Source organism: Klebsiella sp. X1-16S-Nf21 (assembly GCF_002837615.1).
In the GTDB taxonomy this organism is placed as follows: domain Bacteria; phylum Pseudomonadota; class Gammaproteobacteria; order Enterobacterales; family Enterobacteriaceae; genus Klebsiella; species Klebsiella variicola.
This window is the reverse complement of the sequence record NZ_PJDK01000102.1, coordinates 1-15377: the sequence shown is the minus strand read 5'-3', so window position 1 is coordinate 15377 and position 15377 is coordinate 1. Positions and strand designations below refer to the sequence as shown.

Genomic DNA, 15377 nt, shown 5'->3' with positions numbered 1-15377 from the left:
CTGATTATCCGTGACCGTTAGGGAGGCGTATTGCTCAATCGCCGGATGTTCACAGGATCCGCACAGCGGGCAGGGCTTCCCCGCCTCAAGCCGGGCGCGGTAACCTTCCAGATCTTTAATCGTTTCTTCCCGCTGGCAGAGCGCCTTCAGGTCGAGATAGTGCTGGTTTTTGTCTTTATATTGCTCCCGACGTTGCGTCAGGGTGGCATTGAGTTTTGCCTGCTCCGTTTGCGCCTGCTGGATGTTCTCGGCGCTCTGCCGCAGGCGTTTGTGCAACTGCTGATGCTGTTCATGCAGGGAGAGCAGCCGCTGGCGCAGCGGCCGCGATTGCGTTTGCTGCGCCATCGCCGCCGCGACTTCCTCTGCGGACAATGACAGGGAGCTGGCCGGCAGAGCGCTTAGTTTCTGGCGCAGCGCGGCCAGGCGGGTGGTCTGAGCCGTTAGCTGCTGTTTATCGCGCGTCAGTTGCGAGAATTGCGCCCGCCAGCCGGCAATCTCCTGGCCCCATAAGCGGAATCGGTCATGGGCCGCCAGCCACTGCGCCAGGTCCGTCAGTTCAGCCTGACGCTGCTGCTGAGCGTGCAGGGCGCTGCGGCGGATGCGCGCGCGCTGCGCGGTGCAGGCAAGTAAGCGAGCATTTACTTCGTTGATCCGTTGCCGGGTTTGCGCCAGACCTGCCACCTGTTCCTGCTGACGCTCCCACAGGGGGCGAAGTTGGGCGGCCGGCTGGGCCAGCTCAAGCTTCGCCAGCGCCGGGGCGGCGTCGGTCAGCGCCTGGCGGGCCTGCTGCTGCCGGCTAACCGCCTGCTGGTGCTGCTGCGCCAGCTCGTCGCAGCGCGTCAGCCACTGAAGCTGCTGTTGCTGGTTTTGCTGCTGCGTTAGCAGGGTTTTTTCTTCGTCAGTGAGTACCTGCAAACTTTCCTGCAGCGCCTGCTGCTGCGCTTCCGTCAGCAGAACGATGCCCGCCGCCTGGGCTTCGAACTTCTCCAGCGCGTGGCGAGCAGCTTTGTGCTGTTCGTAGACCATGGCCGAAATCTGGCCGTAGATTTCCGTGCCGGTCAGCTCCTCCAGCAGCTCCGCGCGATCGCTCGGCTTCGCGTTCAGGAAGGCGGCAAATTGTCCCTGGGAAAGCAGCATCGAGCGGGTGAAACGGCCATAGTCTAGCCCGGTGAGCGTCGCGGTTTGCTCCAGTTTGTCCGAGACCTTATCGGCGAGGATTTTGCCGTCGGCGCAGCGTGCCAGCTCGACGCGGGGCGCCTGCAGATTGCCATCCGGTTGGTTGCGTGCCCGGTTCTGGCTCCAGAAAGCGCGGTAGGCGGTGCCTTTGACTTCAAACTCGACTTCCGCCAGACATTCGGCGGTATCGCGGGTCATCAGGTCATTTTGCGACTGGGAAACTTTATTCAGGCGCGGCGTCTCGTGATAAAGCGCCAGGCAAATGGCATCGAGCAGGGTGGTTTTGCCGGCGCCGGTGGCGCCGGTAATGGCGAACAGGCCGTTGCTGACGAACGGCTCGGCGGTAAAGTCTATCTTCCATTCACCCTTCAGGGAGTTGAGGTTTTTCAGACGCAGACTGAGGATTTTCATGCGTTTTCGTCCTCCGCGGTGAGCGTATGCAGCGTATGGGTGAACAGCTCGTGCAGCCGGGCGCGCTTGTCATCGTCAATCTCGGTCAGCGCCAGCCGGCGCTCGAACACCTCTTCCACCTTCAGTTCGCTAAGGGTCTCCCGCTGGGCGTTGAGCAATATTTTCTCGCGCTGCTCGCGGCTGCGTCGTACCAGCAACACTTCCACCGGCAGATCCTCCGTCAGCGCCTGAATATGACGCTGAATATCGTGCAGGTAGTCCTCGGTGGTAATTTCGATATCCAGCCACACCGGCGGGTCCTGCTCGACGCCGCGCCACTGCTCCAGCTGGGCGGTGATGGCGGCCAGATCGCCTTTGATCACTGCCAGCGGCTGGGTCACGGGCACCTCCAGGGTTTCCACGGCGCTGAGGCGCCCGTCGTTAAAACTCACCAGGTGCACCGATTTGGCTTTGCCGGTTTCATCGAAGCTCAGCGGCAGCGGCGAGCCGCTGTAGCGGATGTGCTCGCAGCCACCGACCACCTGCGCCCGATGAATATGGCCCAGCGCAATGTAGTCGGCAGGCGGGAAGTGTTGCGCCGGAAAGGCATCCAGCGTGCCGATGTAAATGTCGCGGACGGCATCGCTTTTGCTGGCGCCGACGGTGGTCAGGTGGCCGCTGGCAATGATGGGCAGCGGCCGATCGCCGCGCAGCGCGCAGGCCTGCTGATACTGCTCCTGATAATAGTCGCTGATGGCGTGCAGTAGCTGTTGCTGTTTTTCCCGACCGGAGTGGCCGGCCTGACTGGTAACCAGCTCGCGGGGGCGTAAAAACGGCACCGGGCAAAAGATGGCGCCAGGGGTGCCGTCGCGCAACGGCAGCTCAATGGGCGCGTAGCCGGCGTTCGCCACCACGGTGGTGTGCAAAAAGGCGAGAATATCGCGGGACTCATTGAGCATCGCCACTGAATCGTGATTGCCCGCCAGCACCACCAGGCGACAGCCGGTCTGCTGCAACTGGACGACAAAACGGTTATACAGCTCGCGGGCATAGCTCGGCGGCGAGCAGGTATCAAAAATATCGCCAGCCACGATAATGGCGTCGACTTCATGCTCCTGCGCGCGGGCCAGCAGCCAGGTAAGAAAAGCGTCGTGTTCTGCCGCGCGGCTTTTGCTGTAAAAATTCTGGCCCAAATGCCAGTCGGAGGTGTGAAGGAGGCGCATAAATCTTCCCTAGCGAAAAAAGCATGGGCGGCAGTATATCATTTGTCGGCGCGGGGTAAGTCCGCGTCATGCTTCAAATTACCCGATCATCAGACCGTCATTTTTTTCATAAATCTGTCACAAAAGTGACGCATAATGACGCCGCACTTCTATACTGATGGCTAAAAAACACAGGGTAAATAATGGCGAGAAGAATTCTGGTCGTTGAAGATGAAGCTCCAATCCGCGAAATGGTCTGCTTTGTTCTGGAGCAAAATGGCTTTCAGCCCGTCGAGGCGGAAGATTATGACAGCGCGGTGAATCAACTCAATGAACCCTGGCCTGATTTGATTCTCCTTGACTGGATGCTGCCGGGTGGTTCGGGGCTGCAGTTTATTAAGTTGCTCAAGCGCGAGGCGATGACGCGGGATATCCCGGTTGTGATGCTGACCGCGCGTGGAGAAGAAGAGGATCGTGTTCGCGGCCTGGAGACCGGCGCGGACGACTACATTACCAAGCCTTTCTCACCGAAAGAGCTGGTGGCGCGAATCAAAGCGGTGATGCGCCGTATTTCGCCGATGGCGGTGGAAGAGGTGATCGAAATGCAGGGTCTGAGCCTCGACCCTTCGTCGCATCGGGTGATGACCGGCGACAGTCCGCTGGACATGGGGCCGACGGAATTTAAATTATTGCACTTCTTTATGACCCATCCTGAGCGAGTGTACAGCCGCGAGCAGCTGCTGAACCACGTCTGGGGAACCAACGTCTATGTGGAAGACCGCACGGTGGACGTCCATATTCGCCGCCTGCGCAAAGCGCTGGAACACAGTGGCCATGATCGCATGGTGCAAACGGTTCGCGGCACGGGGTATCGTTTCTCCGCCCGTTTCTGAATTTTGACAGGAGTGTGACCCGTGCTGGAACGGCTGTCATGGAAAAGGCTGGCGCTGGAGCTCTTTTTAGCGTGTATTCCGGCCCTGATTCTGGGGGCGTTTGTGGGTCATCTGCCGTGGTTTTTACTGGCGGCAGTGACCGGTTTGCTGATCTGGCATTTCTGGAATTTGATGCGCCTGTCGTGGTGGTTGTGGGTGGATCGGAGCATGACTCCTCCGCCTGGACGCGGCAGCTGGGAGCCGCTGCTGTATGGTCTGCATCAGATGCAGATGCGTAATAAAAAGCGTCGACGCGAGCTGGGAAGCCTGATTAAACGCTTTCGCAGCGGGGCGGAATCGCTGCCGGATGCGGTTGTACTGACCACGGAAGAGGGGGCCATTTTCTGGTGTAATGGCCTGGCGCAGCAGATTTTAAACCTGCGCTGGCCGGACGACAGTGGCCAAAATATTCTCAACCTCCTGCGTTATCCCGAGTTCGCCAACTATCTGAAACAGCGTGATTTTTCTAAGCCACTCAACCTGGTGCTGAATAACGCTCGCCATCTGGAAATTCGCGTGATGCCTTACACCGATAAGCAGTGGCTGATGGTGGCGCGCGACGTGACGCAGATGCATCAGCTGGAAGGGGCGCGGCGGAACTTTTTCGCCAACGTCAGCCATGAACTGCGCACCCCGCTGACGGTGCTGCAGGGCTATCTGGAGATGATGCAGGAGCAGGTACTGGAGGGGGCGACGCGGGAAAAAGCCCTGCACACCATGCGAGAGCAAACTCAGCGTATGGAAGGGCTGGTGAAGCAGTTGCTGACGCTGTCGCGCATTGAAGCCGCGCCGGCGCTGGCGATGAATGACCGCATCGACGTGCCGATGATGCTGCGGGTGGTGGAGCGCGAGGCGCAAACTCTCAGCCAGGAGAAACAGACGCTGATCTTCACCGTTGACGAGCAGCTCAAGGTGTTGGGTAATGAGGAGCAACTGCGCAGCGCCATTTCCAATCTGGTCTATAACGCGGTGAACCACACCCCGCCGGGGACCGAAATTCGCGTCAGCTGGCAGCGGACCCCGCAGGGGGCGCTGTTCAGCGTCGAGGATAATGGGCCAGGCATTGCGCCAGAGCATATTCCCCGTTTGACCGAGCGTTTTTATCGGGTGGATAAAGCTCGCTCCCGGCAAACGGGGGGCAGCGGTCTGGGACTGGCGATCGTCAAACACGCGGTCAACCATCATGACAGCCGGCTGGAGATCGACAGCACGGTGGGCAAGGGAACCCGTTTTAGCTTCCTGCTCCCGGAACGATTAATTGCCAGAAACGACGCCTGATCGGCGTGCTGTCAGCTTATCTTGCCAATGACCAGCCCCGGCTGGTCATTTTCGTTGGCATCCCTTTTTTCCTCGCCTATTTAATGAACGCGTGCTGCTTTTTTGTTCGCATGATAAGCCACGGGTTTTCCATCAATATGGTAAATGATTCTGGTGTGAAACTGATAACCAGCATAATCATCTGCTTTTGCGATCGTGCCTTGCTTTAAAACGTTATAAGCGTTTAAATTGCGCCTGCGCAGTCGATGACAGACTGCTTTTGCGTGGTAATACCAAAAACAATTCTTTCCCACGCCGCTTCGGGAGCATATCTCGCTGAGTTTACCGGCAATGGCCGCTGTATCGTCCCTGAGAGGGGAGCGCGGTATTTTTCCATTTTTTACAACACCACATCCACAGGCAGTAATGAATTTATGACCCATCAGTTAAAATCTCGCGACATCATAGCGTTGGGCTTTATGACCTTCGCGTTGTTTGTTGGCGCAGGCAACATAATTTTCCCTCCGATGGTTGGCTTACAGGCGGGCGAGCACGTCTGGACAGCGGCGATCGGCTTCCTGATCACTGCGGTGGGTCTGCCGGTGCTGACGGTGGTGGCGCTGGCGAAAGTCGGCGGCGGCGTTGAAAGCCTGAGCACCCCGATTGGTAAAGTGGCGGGTATCCTGCTGGCGGTGGTGTGTTATCTCGCGGTGGGACCGCTGTTCGCGACCCCGCGCACCGCGACCGTCTCCTTTGAGGTCGGTATTGCGCCGCTGACCGGCGACGGCCCGCTGCCGCTGCTGATCTACAGCGTTATCTATTTCGCGCTGGTGATTCTGGTCTCCCTCTATCCGGGCAAACTGCTGGACACCGTGGGCAACTTCCTTGCGCCGCTGAAAATTATCGCCCTGATTGTGCTGGCGGTCGCGGCCATCATCTGGCCAGCGGGCCCGATCAGCGACGCGCTGGAAGCGTATCGTACGGCGCCATTCTCCAATGGCTTCGTCAACGGCTACCTGACCATGGATACCCTCGGCGCGATGGTGTTCGGGATCGTGATTGTCAATGCGGCACGCTCCCGCGGCGTCAGCGAAGCGCGTCTGTTGACCCGCTACACCGTCTGGGCTGGCCTGATGGCAGGCGTTGGCCTGACGCTGCTGTACCTGGCGTTGTTCCGTCTGGGTTCTGACAGCGCCACTCTCGTGGACCAGTCCGCCAACGGCGCGGCCATTCTGCACTCCTACGTGCAGCACACCTTCGGCGGGGCGGGCAGCTTCCTGCTGGCGGCGCTGATCTTCATCGCTTGTCTGGTGACGGCGGTGGGCCTGACCTGCGCCTGCGCCGAGTTCTTTGCCCAGTATCTGCCGTTCTCCTATCGCACGCTGGTCTTTATCCTTGGCCTGTTCTCGATGGCGGTCTCCAATCTGGGTCTGAGCCATCTGATTCAGGTGTCAATTCCGGTGCTGACCGCTATCTATCCGCCGTGTATCGCACTGGTTGTATTAAGCTTTACCCGCAGTTGGTGGCATAATTCGTCCCGCGTTATCGCACCGGCCATGTTTATCAGCCTGATGTTTGGTATCATTGACGGGATTAAGTCATCGGCGTTTGCCGCGATTCTGCCGGCCTGGACCGCGCGTCTGCCGCTGGCGGAGCAGGGCCTGGCCTGGCTGATGCCCACCGCCGTGATGGTGTTCCTCGCGGTGATCTGGGATCGTGCAGCCGGACGTCAGGTGGCCTCCAGCGCCCATTAACAGGCGTTAAGGAAAAGCGTTTAACCACGGGACTTCGGGTTCCGTGGTTTTTTATTTTTTGTGTTAAACGGCATTGAAAAACCACGATGGAAAGTAGTAACAAGCTTAAGCGCGGGCTAAGCACCCGGCATATCCGCTTTATGGCCCTGGGTTCCGCCATCGGCACCGGGCTTTTTTACGGCTCAGCCGACGCCATTAAGATGGCCGGACCCAGCGTGCTGTTGGCCTACATTATCGGTGGCGTCGCGGCATATATCATTATGCGGGCGCTCGGTGAGATGTCGGTGCATAACCCTGCCGCCAGCTCATTTTCCCGCTATGCCCAGGAAAACCTCGGCGGACTGGCGGGCTATATCACCGGCTGGACCTACTGCTTCGAAATCCTGATCGTCGCCATCGCCGACGTCACCGCCTTCGGTATCTACATGGGCGTCTGGTTCCCGACGGTGCCGCACTGGATCTGGGTGCTCAGCGTGGTACTGATCATCTGCGCCGTCAACCTGATGAGCGTCAAGGTGTTTGGTGAGCTGGAGTTCTGGTTCTCGTTCTTCAAAGTGGCCACCATTATCATCATGATCCTCGCCGGGTTCGGCATTATTATCTGGGGGATCGGCAACGGCGGCCAGCCGACCGGCATTCATAACCTGTGGAGCAACGGCGGCTTCTTCAGCAACGGCTGGCTGGGGATGGTGATGTCGCTGCAGATGGTGATGTTCGCCTACGGCGGCATCGAAATCATCGGTATTACCGCCGGTGAGGCGAAAGACCCGGAGAAATCCATTCCGCGCGCGATCAACTCGGTGCCGATGCGTATTCTGGTGTTCTACGTCGGCACACTGTTCGTCATTATGTCCATCTATCCGTGGAATCAGGTGGGAACCGACGGCAGCCCCTTTGTCCTGACCTTCCAGCATCTGGGCATTACCTTCGCGGCCAGTATTCTTAACTTCGTGGTCCTGACAGCCTCCCTGTCGGCGATTAACTCCGACGTGTTCGGCGTGGGCCGTATGCTGCACGGTATGGCTGAGCAGGGCAGCGCGCCGAAGGTGTTCGCTAAAACGTCGCGCCGCGGTATTCCGTGGGTGACGGTGATAGTGATGACTATTGCGCTGTTGTTTGCGGTGTATCTCAATTACATCATGCCGGAAAACGTCTTCCTGGTGATCGCCTCCCTGGCCACCTTCGCCACGGTGTGGGTGTGGATTATGATCCTGTTGTCCCAGATTGCCTTCCGCCGCCGTCTGTCGCCCGAAGAGGTCAAGGCGCTGAAATTCAAAGTGCCCGGCGGAGTGGTGACCACGGTAGTCGGCCTGGTGTTCCTGGCCTTTATTATCGCCCTGATCGGCTATCATCCGGATACCCGTATCTCGCTGTATGTCGGTATGGCGTGGATCGGCCTGCTGCTGCTGGGCTGGGTCTTTAAGACCCGTCGCGATCGCCGCCTGGCGCAGGCACAGTAAATGCACCGCCCCGGTCAGCATCACGCGACCGGGGCGGCTTGCAGTCCCGCGTCCTCCCCCGTTATCCTCCCCCAAAAAATCCTGTGATGATGAGTTCTGCGCCTGACGGCTATGGCAAGGTGTGCCCATTCTGCACAATGAGGATTCACGATGTTGAAGGCATGGCACCTTCCGGTTGCACCCTTTATCAAGGTGCAACAGGACCGACTGTTTATTACCCTGTGGTTAAGCGGTGAGTCGCTGCCGCAGCGGATCACGCTGCGCGCGGAAGAGGATAACGAAGAGCTGTCGCTGCCGATGCAGCGGCTCCGTCAGGTGCCGCAGCCAGGCGTGGTGGCATGGCGCGGTGAAATCTCTCTCGCCAGCGGCCAGCCGCGCCGCCGCTACAGCTTTAAGCTGCTGTGGGCCGACCATCAGCGCTGGTTTACGCCACAAGGTTTCACCCGTTTCCCGCCGGCCAGGCTGGAACAGTTTGCCATTGACCTGCCGGACGCCGGCCCGCAGTGGGTGGCCGATCAGGTGTTCTATCAGATTTTCCCCGATCGCTTTGCCCGCAGCGCCGCGCGTGACGCCGACCAGGATGCGGTCTATTACCATCACGCGGCGGGACGGGAGATTGTGCGCAAGGCATGGGACGAACCGCTAACCGGTGAGGCGGGCGGGTCGACGTTCTACGGCGGCGATCTCGACGGCATCAGCGAAAAACTTCCCTACCTGAAGCAACTCGGCGTCACCGCCCTCTATCTGAACCCGGTTTTCGCCGCCCCCAGCGTGCATAAATACGATACCGAGGATTATCGGCGCGTCGATCCGCAGTTTGGCGGCGACGCGGCGCTGCTCCGGCTGCGCCACAACACCCAGCGGGCGGGGATGCGCATGATCCTCGACGGGGTGTTCAACCATACCGGCGATTCCCATCCCTGGTTCGACCGACACCAGCAGGGCAGCGGCGGCGCCGGCCATTATCCGGACTCCCCGTGGCGCGACTGGTTTACCTTCTCAGAGGAGGGGCAGGCGCACAACTGGCTGGGCTATGCCAGTCTGCCGAAGCTCGACTATCGCTCGACCAGCCTGGTCAACGAGATCTATGCCGGCGAGGACAGTATCGTACGCCACTGGCTGAAAGCGCCGTGGAGCATGGACGGCTGGCGTCTGGACGTGGTGCATATGCTGGGCGAAGGCGGCGGGGCGCGGAATAACCTGCAGCATATCGCCGGCATCACTCAGGCGGCAAAACAAACGCAGCCGGAAGCCTTTGTCTTTGGCGAACATTTTGGCGATGCGCGACAATGGCTGCAGGCGGATGCCGAAGATGCGGCGATGAACTATCGCGGCTTTACCTTCCCGATCTGGGGTTTCCTTGCCAATACTGATATTTCCTACGATCCGCAAAAGATAGACGCCCAGACCTGTATGGCGTGGATGGATAATTATCGCGCCGGGCTGTCGCATCAGCAGCAGCTGCGGATGTTCAACCAGCTCGACAGCCATGATACGGCGCGCTTTAAATCTCTCCTTGGTAAAGACGTAGCGCGCCTGCCGCTGGCGGTGGTGTGGCTGTTTAGCTGGCCGGGCGTACCGTGTATCTACTACGGCGACGAGGTGGGCGTGGATGGCAACAACGATCCGTTCTGCCGCAAACCGTTCCCGTGGGATCCGGCGCTGCAGGATACCCAACTGCTGGCGCTGTATCAGCGGATGGCGAAACTGCGTAAGGCCCAGCAGGCGCTGCGCTACGGCGGCTGTCAGGTGATTTACGCCGAGGATAACGTGGTGGTGTTTGTCCGGGTCTACAAACAGCAGCGCGTGCTGGTGGCGATTAACCGCGGGGAAGCCTGCGAGGTGGTTATCGAGGATTCGCCGCTGCTGAACGTGGCCGGGTGGACGCTGCTGGAAGGCGCCGGCGCCTTTCAGGACGGGGTGCTGACCCTTCCGGCCATCTCCGCCAGCGTCTGGTCCGGCCGTTAACGGTAGAGCTGGCTCAGCAGGTCGCCGCGGAGGAGCGCCTCCCGCCACCAGCGCTGAGCCAGCCCGTCATTTCCGCTGCGCCAGGCCATGTAGGTGATATCTTTTTCCCGCCAGCAGGCGACGCTTTTCTCCACCAGACTGCCTTTTTCCAGCCATGGGCGAGCGATATGGCGCGGCAGAAAGCCGCAGCCCAACCCGGCGCACAGCAGTTCGACTTTACTGGCGAAATCATCGACGCCGATTTGCGGCTGCTCGTCGAGGAGATTGCTGTTTAGCGGATGGCAATAACGGGCGCTGTCGCGGATCACGATGGCCCGATGTTGGCTGAGCTGTTTATTGGTCAGTGGCTCCTTCGCCTGAGCCAGCGGGTGAGCGGGGGCAACCACGAAAATGTTATCCAGCGCGCCGAGGGTTTGCCATGACCACTCTGCAGAGGTCGGGGGTTCATTGATGGCGCCGAGGATAATATCCGCGCCATGGTGGGTCAGCTCTTCCCACGAACCGGCGAGGGTGTGATGACTGAAGTTCAGCCGCGTCTGCGGGTTTTGCGCATAAAATTCGGCGATCAGCGGTAGCAGGGCAGAAAAGGGAAACGAAGCATCGAGAGCGATCGCCAGCTCTCGCTCCCAGCCCGCGCTCAGCTGCTGCGCCTGCTTTTCCAGATCTCTGGCGGCGCTCAACAGCTGCCGTCCCTTCTCCAGCATCAGCCTACCGGTATCGGTAAACTTCGCCCGGTGGCCAGAGCGATCCAACAGCACAATATCCAGATCGCTCTCCAGCTTCTGGATCATATAGCTCAGGGCGGCGGGGGTTTTATACAGCGACTCCGCGGCGGTGGCGAAGGACCCGTGTCTGTCCAGGGCATCAAGGATCATGAGTACATCAAAATTCACACGCATGGGGGAGCTATCCATTAATTTATTTTCCCTTGTTGTACCTAAGCACAATAATCAATGCCAGTGAATAAATCAGAACAGTTTGGCGTAAAAATTTGATTAATGCGGATGCGAGCAAATCCTTGCTACGGGCAAAAAAATAAACCACAAAAAAACTTTAATAACTTGTTAGAAATAACTGGCTATACTCACCATGCTTTATCAGTCAGGATCCACACGACGCATTAACCATCATGTCATCTTTTTAACTAATTGATTAAGAAGGTATTTAATGTCTATTCGTGAACTGCTCGATCCCACTAATTCCGCACTTATCTTTATTGACCACCAGCCGCAGATGTCATTTGGCGTGGCGAATATCGATCGCCAGACCCTGAAAAATAACACCGTGGCGCTGGCGAAAGCGGGCAAAATTTTTAATGTGCCGGTGATTTATACCTCCGTAGAGACCAAAAGCTTCAGCGGTTATATCTGGCCGGAATTATTGGCCGTGCATCCTGACGTCAAGCCGATTGAACGTACCTCGATGAACTCCTGGGAAGACGACGCGTTTGTGGCGGCGGTGAAAGCGACCGGCCGTAAAAAGCTGGTGATTTCCGCCCTGTGGACCGAAGTCTGCCTGACCTTCCCGGCTTTGATGGCGCTGGAGGCGGGCTACGAGGTCTATGTGGTGACGGATACCTCCGGCGGCACCTCTGTCGACGCCCATGAGCGGTCTATTGACCGGATGGTGCAGGCGGGGGCGGTACCGGTGACCTGGCAACAGGTGCTGCTGGAGTACCAGCGCGACTGGTCGCGCAAAGCGACCTACGATGCGGTGATGGACCTCGTACGCGAACACAGCGGCGCCTACGGGATGGGCGTGGATTACGCTTATACCATGGTGCATGGCGCGCCGGAGCGTAAAGCGTAAATCACTTCATCCTTCAGGCTGCCTGATCTTCGGCTGCGTTTACCCGTCCCCGGTCGCTGACTTATCTCCGCTCAGGGGGACGTGCCGGCTTGCCGCCTCGACGTAGCATGAATGATGTTGTGTATGGTCATCTGTGGCTAATGGCGGGAACAATCCCGCCATTCCCCTGAAGCAAGGAACTCTCTATGGCGCAGCAAAAATCGGTGACCCTGGTCATCAGCCATCTGCTCGATCCGCAACACGGCCAGCGCTACGAGGAGTGGCTCGGTAAAATTATGCCCATTGCGGCCGAGTTTCCCGGCCATCTCGGCGCGAATGTGATCCGGCCCGCCGCAGGGCAGAATCTGTGGAGCGTCATAATCCGCTTCGATACCCTGGAGCACCTCTACGCCTGGACGCAGTCGGAAACCCGTCGGCAGCTGGTGGCAGAGATTGCGCCGCTGCTGACGGAAGGCGATCGGACGGAGGTGCGGACCGAGCCGGCCTTCTGGTTTACCCCGCCGACGGCGAACGTGCGCCAGCCGCGGCGCTGGAAACAATTTCTGATCACCCTGCTGGTGATTTTTCCCAGCACCAACCTGGTGCCTGCGGTCACCGGTATGCTGTTGCCGTCGCTCAAAGGGAGCCTGCTGCTGCACCTGATCAATGATGCCTGCGTGGTTGCGCTGGTGGTCTGGTTCTGGATGCCCATCGTGACCCGCCTGTTTGCTGGCTGGTTAAAGAAAAACTGAGTCAGCCTCCTCAAGGAGTGCGTTATGTCGCAAACTGCCACACTGATTCTGACCCACGGTCAGATTCATACCCTCGATCGCGCGAATCCCCTGGCGGAAGCCGTGGCCATCGCCGACGGAAAAATTGTTGCTACCGGAAGCCACGATCGGATCATGAGCTTTGCCGCCGAGGGAACGCAAATCGTCGATCTCAAAGGGCATACGGTGATCCCGGGCCTCAACGATTCTCACCTGCACCTGATCCGCGGCGGGTTGAACTACAACCTTGAGCTCCGCTGGGAGGGCGTCCCCTCGCTGGCCGATGCCCTGCGAATGCTTAAGGATCAGGCGGATCGCACACCCTCTCCGCAGTGGGTGCGGGTGGTCGGCGGCTGGAGCGAATTTCAGTTCGCTGAGCGGCGGATGCCGACCCTGGAAGAGCTGAACGACGCGGCGCCCGATACGCCGGTGTTTGTGCTGCATCTCTACGATCGCGCGCTGCTGAACCGCGCGGCGCTGAAAGCCGTGGGGTATACCAAAGAGACGCCGGATCCGGTGGGCGGAGAGATCGTCCGCGATAGCCGCGGCAACCCGACCGGGATGCTGATCGCCAAACCGAACGCCATGATCCTTTACGCCACGCTGGCCAAAGGGCCGAAGCTGCCGCTGGATCTGCAGGTGAACTCTACCCGCCAGTTTATGCGCGAGCTGAACCGACTGGGGCTGACCAGCGCCATCGACGCCGGGGGCGGCTTCCAGAACTATCCGGAAGATTACGAAATTATCGAACAGCTGCACGCGAAAGATCAGATGACTGTGCGCATCGCCTACAACCTGTTTACCCAGCGGCCGAAGCAGGAGCTGGAGGATTTCGAACGCTGGACCGATATGCTGAAGCCGGGGCAGGGGACCGACTTCTATCGCGCCAACGGCGCCGGCGAGATGCTGGTGTTCTCGGCGGCGGATTTTGAAGATTTCCTGCAGCCGCGGCCGGATCTGCCGCAAGGCATGGAGGATGAGCTGGAGCGGGTGGTGCGCCATCTGGTGGAGCATCGCTGGCCGTTCCGCCTGCATGCCACCTACGACGAGTCCATCAGCCGGATGCTGGACGTGTTTGAGAAGGTGAACCGCGATATCCCGTTTAATGGCCTGCACTGGTTCTTCGATCATGCCGAGACCATTACCGAGCGTAACATTGAGCGGGTGAAGGCGCTGGGGGGCGGTATTGCGGTGCAGCACCGGATGGCCTTCCAGGGCGAATATTTTGTCGATCGCTACGGTAAAGAGGCGGTGAAACATACCCCGCCGGTAGCGAAAATGCTGGAACTGGACGTGCCGGTGGGGCTGGGCACCGATGCCACCCGCGTCGCCAGCTATAACCCGTGGACTGCGCTGTACTGGCTGGTCTCCGGGCGCACCGTTGGCGGGATGGCGATGTATGACGACGACAACCGCCTGCCGCGCGATGTCGCGCTGGAGCTGTGGACGGCGGGCAGCGCCTGGTTCTCCAGCGAGCAGGGCAAGAAAGGCCGTCTGGCCGCCGGTCAGCTTGCCGATCTGGTGGTGCTGTCGAAAGACTACTTCAGCGTCGCGGAAGAGGAGATCAAAGGCATTGAGTCCGTGTTAACGGTGGTTGATGGCAAAGTGGTGTACGCTGCCGGTCACTTTTCGCCGCTGGCGCCGCCGCCCATTCCGGTGCTACCGGAGTGGTCACCGGTGGTGAAGGTCCCGGGCCATTACCGTTCCGCTCCGCCGGCGGCGGCTAAAATCGGCGCCATGGTGCAGATGCACCAGTGCTGCGGCAGCTGCGGCGTTCACGGCCACCAACATGATATTGCGCGCAGGTCGTCGATTCCGGTCTCCGATGAGCAAGCTTTCTGGGGCGTGCTGGGCTGCTCCTGCTTTGCCTTCTGATACCTTGACGCCTCCGCCCCGGCAGCTTCGGGGCGGAGGTTTCAGCCGCAGGCCCGGCGTCAATAGCGCTGCTGTGAGCCAAAAAGCGCCATGCGGCGGGCAATCATCTCACGTACCGGCTGCAGCCCCTGGGTGATGACTTTCCGCGGATCGTTCACATCGTGCCCGGTATCGGCGGCAAAGATCGCTTTCACCTGCTGGCACCAGGCGTACATGTTTTCGGTATTGACGTTAATCTTGGCGGTGCCGCAGGCAATCGCCCGGCGCATATCCTCATCGGCAATACCGGTGCCGCCATGCAGCACCAGCGGGACCTTCACGCGCTCGGCAATGGCTTTCATCTCAGTAAATCCCAGCCGGGCTTTACCTTTATACAGACCATGGGTGGAACCCAGCGCGGCGGCGAGGCAATCCACCTGCGTTTCTGTCACCAGGGTGTAGCACTCTTCAGGATCGGCGTAAATGACCTCGGAGTTAACGATACCATCTTCACTGCCGGCGATGGTCCCCAGTTCGGCTTCCACGGAGATGCCCTTGCTGTGCGCCAGCGCCACCAGGTGGCGGGTGATGGTCAGGTTTTCCCTGAACGGCAGATGTGAACCATCAAACATAATGGAACTGAAGCCGGCAGCGATCGCGGCTTCGCAGGCCTCCTGGGTAGTGCCGTGATCCAGATGCAGAGCCACCGGAATATCAATATGTAAATAATCTATGGCATTAACCACAATATCATGAATACATTTTAGCCCGAGCATATGCTTAACCGTGCCGCCGGACACGCCCAAAATAACCGGTGAGCGGCACT

The 15377-nt window shown here is 59.3% G+C and carries 13 protein-coding genes; 8 read left to right on the top strand and 5 right to left on the bottom strand.

Annotation, left to right across the window (positions count from 1 at the left end; genetic code table 11):
- Positions 1-1587 (bottom strand): exonuclease subunit SbcC (gene sbcC / locus CW267_RS27450; protein ID WP_101148684.1); only part of this gene is annotated, 1587 nt, incomplete at its 3' end.
- The gene (gene sbcD / locus CW267_RS27445) at positions 1584-2789 is read right to left on the bottom strand and encodes an exonuclease subunit SbcD (protein ID WP_100781123.1); all 1206 of its coding nucleotides are present in this window, start codon (positions 2787-2789) and stop codon (positions 1584-1586) included. The genes sbcD and sbcC, both read right to left, overlap by 4 nt.
- A 182-nt stretch (positions 2790-2971) precedes the next feature.
- On the opposite strand from sbcD, the gene phoB reads away from it, so the two are divergent.
- Together phoB and phoR are read left to right on the top strand one after the other, a co-directional pair.
- Positions 2972-3661 (top strand): phosphate response regulator transcription factor PhoB, encoded by a 690-nt coding sequence (gene phoB, locus CW267_RS27440; protein WP_002890343.1) that lies wholly within the window; start codon positions 2972-2974, stop codon positions 3659-3661.
- Between the two features lie 21 nt (positions 3662-3682).
- Complete coding sequence (gene phoR, locus CW267_RS27435) at positions 3683-4978, top strand: phosphate regulon sensor histidine kinase PhoR (RefSeq protein ID WP_012968845.1); 1296 nt, start codon at positions 3683-3685, stop codon at positions 4976-4978.
- An 80-nt stretch (positions 4979-5058) separates the two neighbouring features.
- Here the strand turns inward: phoR and CW267_RS30955 are convergent, their stop codons facing one another.
- Positions 5059-5400, bottom strand: coding sequence for a hypothetical protein (locus CW267_RS30955; protein WP_153242733.1), 342 nt, complete (start codon positions 5398-5400; stop codon positions 5059-5061).
- Between CW267_RS30955 and brnQ the strand changes: the two genes are divergently transcribed.
- The 3 genes from brnQ to malZ all read left to right on the top strand — a co-directional run bounded on the left by brnQ (position 5392) and on the right by malZ (position 10139).
- Positions 5392-6711: a branched-chain amino acid transporter carrier protein BrnQ gene (brnQ, locus tag CW267_RS27430; protein WP_012542710.1), complete on the top strand. Its 1320-nt coding sequence runs from the start codon at positions 5392-5394 to the stop codon at positions 6709-6711. The genes CW267_RS30955 and brnQ overlap by 9 nt on opposite strands.
- Before the next feature lie 86 nt (positions 6712-6797).
- Positions 6798-8171, top strand: coding sequence for a proline-specific permease ProY (proY, locus tag CW267_RS27425; protein WP_023297118.1), 1374 nt, complete (start codon positions 6798-6800; stop codon positions 8169-8171).
- 150 nt (positions 8172-8321) lie between these two features.
- Positions 8322-10139 carry a maltodextrin glucosidase gene (gene malZ, locus CW267_RS27420; RefSeq protein ID WP_023297119.1) on the top strand — a complete coding sequence of 606 codons (1818 nt, stop codon included), beginning with the start codon at positions 8322-8324 and terminating at the stop codon, positions 10137-10139.
- On the opposite strand, the gene CW267_RS27415 is transcribed toward malZ, so the two are convergent.
- Positions 10136-11038 (bottom strand): LysR substrate-binding domain-containing protein, encoded by a 903-nt coding sequence (locus CW267_RS27415; RefSeq protein WP_012968843.1) that lies wholly within the window; start codon positions 11036-11038, stop codon positions 10136-10138. The two genes, malZ and CW267_RS27415, sit on opposite strands and share 4 nt — an antisense overlap.
- A 268-nt stretch (positions 11039-11306) precedes the next feature.
- Here CW267_RS27415 and CW267_RS27410 point away from each other — a divergent pair, with 268 nt between their 5' ends.
- The 3 genes from CW267_RS27410 to CW267_RS27400 all read left to right on the top strand — a co-directional run bounded on the left by CW267_RS27410 (position 11307) and on the right by CW267_RS27400 (position 14572).
- A complete protein-coding gene (locus tag CW267_RS27410; protein WP_002890357.1) occupies positions 11307-11948 on the top strand; it encodes a hydrolase in 642 nt (213 codons plus the stop codon).
- Positions 11949-12133: 185 nt separating this feature from the next.
- The gene (locus tag CW267_RS27405) at positions 12134-12679 is read left to right on the top strand and encodes an antibiotic biosynthesis monooxygenase (protein WP_008805362.1); all 546 of its coding nucleotides are present in this window, start codon (positions 12134-12136) and stop codon (positions 12677-12679) included.
- Positions 12680-12703: 24 nt separating this feature from the next.
- On the top strand, positions 12704-14572 hold the full coding sequence (locus CW267_RS27400; protein WP_008805363.1) for an amidohydrolase: 1869 nt from the start codon (positions 12704-12706) through the stop codon (positions 14570-14572).
- 59 nt (positions 14573-14631) lie between these two features.
- Here the strand turns inward: CW267_RS27400 and CW267_RS27395 are convergent.
- A partial coding sequence (locus tag CW267_RS27395; protein WP_101148683.1) for a class II fructose-bisphosphate aldolase occupies positions 14632-15377 on the bottom strand: 746 nt, incomplete at its 5' end.

Excerpts from the sequence above, each read along its gene's own strand:
- sbcD (WP_100781123.1), bottom strand. The coding sequence starts at position 2,789 with ATGCGCCTCCTTCACACCTCCGACTGGCATTTGGGCCAGAATTTTTAC.
- phoB (WP_002890343.1), top strand. The coding sequence starts at position 2,972 with ATGGCGAGAAGAATTCTGGTCGTTGAAGATGAAGCTCCAATCCGCGAA.
- brnQ (WP_012542710.1), top strand. The coding sequence starts at position 5,392 with ATGACCCATCAGTTAAAATCTCGCGACATCATAGCGTTGGGCTTTATG.
- CW267_RS30955 (WP_153242733.1), bottom strand. The coding sequence starts at position 5,400 with ATGGGTCATAAATTCATTACTGCCTGTGGATGTGGTGTTGTAAAAAAT.
- proY (WP_023297118.1), top strand. The coding sequence starts at position 6,798 with ATGGAAAGTAGTAACAAGCTTAAGCGCGGGCTAAGCACCCGGCATATC.
- malZ (WP_023297119.1), top strand. The coding sequence starts at position 8,322 with ATGTTGAAGGCATGGCACCTTCCGGTTGCACCCTTTATCAAGGTGCAA.
- CW267_RS27415 (WP_012968843.1), bottom strand. The coding sequence starts at position 11,038 with ATGCGTGTGAATTTTGATGTACTCATGATCCTTGATGCCCTGGACAGA.
- CW267_RS27410 (WP_002890357.1), top strand. The coding sequence starts at position 11,307 with ATGTCTATTCGTGAACTGCTCGATCCCACTAATTCCGCACTTATCTTT.
- CW267_RS27405 (WP_008805362.1), top strand. The coding sequence starts at position 12,134 with ATGGCGCAGCAAAAATCGGTGACCCTGGTCATCAGCCATCTGCTCGAT.
- CW267_RS27400 (WP_008805363.1), top strand. The coding sequence starts at position 12,704 with ATGTCGCAAACTGCCACACTGATTCTGACCCACGGTCAGATTCATACC.